Here is a 4,052-nt window from a genome sequence, read left to right on the forward strand (position 1 = left end):
CAGCCGACCCGTGGGCTGGCCGAAGCCCGAGGACTTCTCCCTGGTCGAGGCGGAGATCCCCACGCCGGGGGAGGGCCAGGTGCTGGTGCGGAACATGTACCTCTCCGTCGACCCCTATATGCGCGGCCGGATGAGTGACGCCAAGTCCTACGTGGCGCCGTACGCGGTGGGCGAGGCCATGCAGGGCGGCGCCGTCGGCGAGGTCGTCGCCTCCGGCGCGGAAGGGCTGGCCGTCGGCGACCACGTGCTGCACGGCCTCGGCTGGCGCGAGTACGCGCTGGTGGACGCGAAGAGCGCCGCCAAGGTGGACGCCGGGGTCGCGCCGCTCTCCGCCTACCTGGGGGTGCTGGGCATGCCGGGGTTCACCGCGTACGCGGGACTGCTGCGCGTCGCCGCCCTCAAGGAGGGCAACACCGTCTTCGTGTCCGGCGCCGCCGGTGCCGTCGGCAGCCAGGTGGGGCAGCTCGCGAAGCTCAAGGGGGCCTCGCGGGTGATCGGCTCCGCCGGATCCGACGAGAAGGTCGCCCTGCTCGTCGAGGAGTACGGATTCGACGCCGCGTTCAACTACAAGAACGGCCCGGTGAGCCGGCAGCTGCGCGAAGCCGCGCCGGACGGCATCGACGTCTACTTCGACAACGTCGGCGGGGACCACCTGGAGGCCGCCATCGGTTCGCTGAACCGGGGCGGACGGATCGCCGTGTGCGGGATGATCTCCGTCTACAACAACACGGAGCCGGCGCCGGGCCCGCGCAACCTCGCCCGCCTCATCCAGACCCGGGGCCGCATCGAGGGCTTCCTGGTGAGCGACCACAACGACCTGCGGCCGGAGTTCGTGCGGGAAGTAGGCGGCTGGATCGCCTCGGGCGAGCTCAAGTACCGGGAGACCGTCGTCGAGGGCATCGAGAACAACCTCGAGGCGTTCCTGGGCGTCCTGCGCGGCGACAACACCGGAAAGATGATCGTCAAGCTCTGATACCGGACGAAGAGTTCCGGTGCGGGACGGAAGGACGGCACACGGCCGTCCTTCCGTCCCGCGTACCGGCTCCGCGGCCCGCTCTCCCGCTCCCCTCGGCGGTGCCGGCCCTGAAGGCGACGTCTATCCGTTGTCCGGCCGCGGTCCCGCCGATATGACCCGACCACCGGCCGACGACACGCCGACGACGGGCCCCTATAGTTCCCCCATGCGCGATCTTGGGGTGGGTTTCCGGTATCTCCTGAAAGGCCAGCGGTGGGTCGCCCGGCACGGCAAGCAGTACGGTTTCGGCCTGCTGCCGGGACTGATCACGCTGGTGCTCTACGTGGCGGCGCTGGTCGGGCTGGTCATAGGGGGACCGGGCTTCGTCGGCTGGGCGACACCGTTCGCGGAAGACTGGTCCAGTCCCTGGCTCGGCCTGTTCCGCGGACTGCTCACCGTCCTCCTCTTCGCGCTCGGCCTGCTGCTCTCCGTCATCACCTTCACCGCGGTGACCCTGCTCATCGGCCAGCCCTTCTACGAGAGCCTCTCCGAGAAGGTCGACCGGGACGTCTCGCCCGACGGCACCGCCCCCGAGTCCGATCTTCCCCTGTGGCGGGAGCTGTGGATCTCCGGCCGGGACAGCCTCCGTATCGTCGTACGGGCCCTGCTCTGGGCGGTGCTGCTCTTCGCGCTCGGGTTCGTCCCGTTCGTCGGGCAGACCGTCGTGCCGGTGATCGGTTTCATGGTCACCGGGTTCTTCCTCACGGAGGAGCTGACGGCGGTGGCCCTGCAGCGGCGCGGGGTCGAGCTGCGGGCGCGGCTGGCCCTGCTGAGGAGCCGCAAGACCCTCGTCTGGGGCTTCGGCACGCCGCTGGGGCTGGCGTTCCTCGTCCCGTTCGTCGCCGTGTTCCTGATGCCGGGCGCCGTCGCCGGCGCCACCCTCATGGCGCGGGACCTGCTCGGCGAGGAGACCAGGGGCGGGGACGACGACGGCGCCGAGACGCCCGGGGTCCCGTCGCAGCCGTCTCCGTCGATCAGCCGGGACGGACACTGAGAGTGCGACGAGGTGACCACATCGTGGTCCTTTGTGAAGGATTCGTACGAACTCCCGATCGAATGCCCGATTGCGGACCGCGGAATCGCCGCGACGATTACGGTCTGAACCGGGGTAGCTCCCGTCGGCCGGGGTATCCCTCTGCATGAGCAGCCCCGGTCCGGGACCCTGACCCCGGGCCGGGGCTCATGTGCGTCACCCCGGACGGTCCCGGGCGGAATCGGGCGGACCCGGGCGAGCGGGCCCCGCTACCGCACCGCGAAGCCGTACACCGTCTCCGAGCGGAACGTCCCGCCCGGCCGCAGGACCGTGCTCGGGAAGTCGGGCCGGTTCGGGGAGTCGGGGAAGTGCTGCGTCTCCAGCGCGACGCCGGCGCCGGGCGCGAAGGGCTCCCCGATGTGGTCGGCGGTGTAGACCTGCATCCCGGGTTCGGTGGTCGCCACCGTGAGCACCCGCCCGGAACCCGGTTCGTACAGCTCGGCAACCTCCACCGGCGTCGGCGTCACGCCCTTGTCGAGCACGTAATTGTGGTCGTACCCGGTGCCGGTCCCGCGCGCCTCGCGGAAGTCGAAGCGGGTCCCGGTCACGTCCTGGTGGCCGCCGGCCGGGATCAGATCCGCGTCGACGGGGGTGAAGCGGGAGGCGGCGAGCCGCAGTTCGTGCCCGGCCGCACCGCCGGAGCCGGAGCGAGGGCCGGAGCCGGCGTCGGGCCCGGTGTCGGCCAGGTTCCAGTACGAGTGGTTCGTCGGGTTCACCACCGTCGGCGCGTCCGCCACCGCCTCGTACGCGATCCCCAGCGCGCCCCGCTCGTCCAGGGTGTACGTCACCGACATCTCCAGGCGGCCCGGGAAGCCCTCCTCGCCGTCCGCGGAGACCAGGGTGAGGCGCAGACCGTGCGGAACCGGCGTCACGTCCCACACGCGCTTGTCGAAGCCCCGCTCACCGCCGTGCAGCGAGTTCGGCCCGTTGTTCGGGGCGAGCGTGTGGACCCGGCCGTCCAGCGGGAAGCGGGCGCCCGCGATGCGGTTGGCGTACCGCCCGATCAGGGCGCCCAAGTACGGCTCCGGGTGGGCCAGGTAGCCGTCCAGGCCGGGGAAGCCCAGCACCACGTTCCCGGACCGCCCCTCCCGGTCCGGCACCTCGACGGCCTGCACGATCCCGCCGTACGACAGCACCCGTACGCGTACGCCGGCCCGCTCCAGGGTCCAGCGGTGCACCGGGGTGCCGTCGGAAAGTGTGCCGAAGAGTTCGTTCATGTGCGAAACGATAAGTCACGGCTTCGTCGCCGTGACCGTACGGTGGGCGATCTCCGCCAGCCGGGCCTGACCGTCGACGCTGGGGTGGAACCAGTCCCAGCGGCTCAACTGCGCGGTGCCGAACCTGTACTCGTACACCGCCCCGCCGTCGTAGCGGCACCGCTCGTCCTCGGCGCAGACCTCCTCCAGCGCCTTGTTGTACTCCTCCACCCGGCCCTGCACCGTCTCGCGCCGCTCGTTCGCCGCCGCGTCCAGAGCGTCCGGATCGCCCAGCATCGACGGGCAGATGCCGAGCTTCCACACCTGCTTGCCCATCGCGCTGGTCCGCCCCTGCGACCACAGCCGCTTCAGGTCCGGCACGCTCGCCACGTACACCTGGGCCTTGGGCAGTGCCTTGCGCAGGGTGCGTATCGCTTCCTCGAAGTCCGCGCGGAAGTCGGCCGCCGGCGTCATCGCCGACGTCGTGGCCCGGCAGGCGTCGTTCGCCCCGGCCATCACCGCCACCAACTCCGGTCCCCGGCCCACCGCTCGGGCCATCTGACCGGGCAGGTCCGCCATCCGCGCCCCGGTGACCGCGTAGTTCCAGCTCCGTTCGGCGGCCCCCGCCGGGCCGAGCAGCCGCACCGCCAGACTGTCGACCTTCTCGCTGCTGCCCGTCGCCCACGACACCTCGGGACAGTCCGTCAGCACCGCGCACGCGTCGAAACCGGTCGTGATCGAATCGCCCACGGCGGCCACGGAGGCGGGGCTGGTGTCCCAGAGCGGAGTGGGCGACGGGCAGCAGCGA

General features: G+C 71.4%; 4 protein-coding genes. 2 read left to right on the top strand and 2 right to left on the bottom strand.

The annotated features are described in order from the left end of the window. Both AOK11_RS34820 and AOK11_RS34825 read left to right on the top strand, forming a co-directional pair. On the top strand, positions 1 to 973 hold a 973-nt coding region (locus AOK11_RS34820), incomplete at its 5' end, for an NADP-dependent oxidoreductase (RefSeq protein ID WP_055597655.1). 208 nt (positions 974 to 1,181) lie between these two features. Beyond that, complete coding sequence (locus AOK11_RS34825) at positions 1,182 to 2,009, top strand: EI24 domain-containing protein (protein WP_055597653.1); 828 nt, start codon at positions 1,182 to 1,184, stop codon at positions 2,007 to 2,009. A gap of 248 nt (positions 2,010 to 2,257) precedes the next feature. Here the strand turns inward: AOK11_RS34825 and AOK11_RS34830 are convergent, their stop codons facing one another. Next, positions 2,258 to 3,265 carry an aldose epimerase family protein gene (locus AOK11_RS34830; RefSeq protein WP_055597654.1) on the bottom strand — a complete coding sequence of 336 codons (1,008 nt, stop codon included), beginning with the start codon at positions 3,263 to 3,265 and terminating at the stop codon, positions 2,258 to 2,260. A gap of 15 nt (positions 3,266 to 3,280) precedes the next feature. Further along, on the bottom strand, positions 3,281 to 4,052 hold a 772-nt coding region (locus AOK11_RS34835; protein ID WP_055597656.1), incomplete at its 5' end, for an SGNH/GDSL hydrolase family protein.

Source organism: Streptomyces hirsutus, from assembly GCF_001418415.1.
GTDB classification, from domain to species: Bacteria; Actinomycetota; Actinomycetes; order Streptomycetales; family Streptomycetaceae; genus Streptomyces; species Streptomyces hirsutus.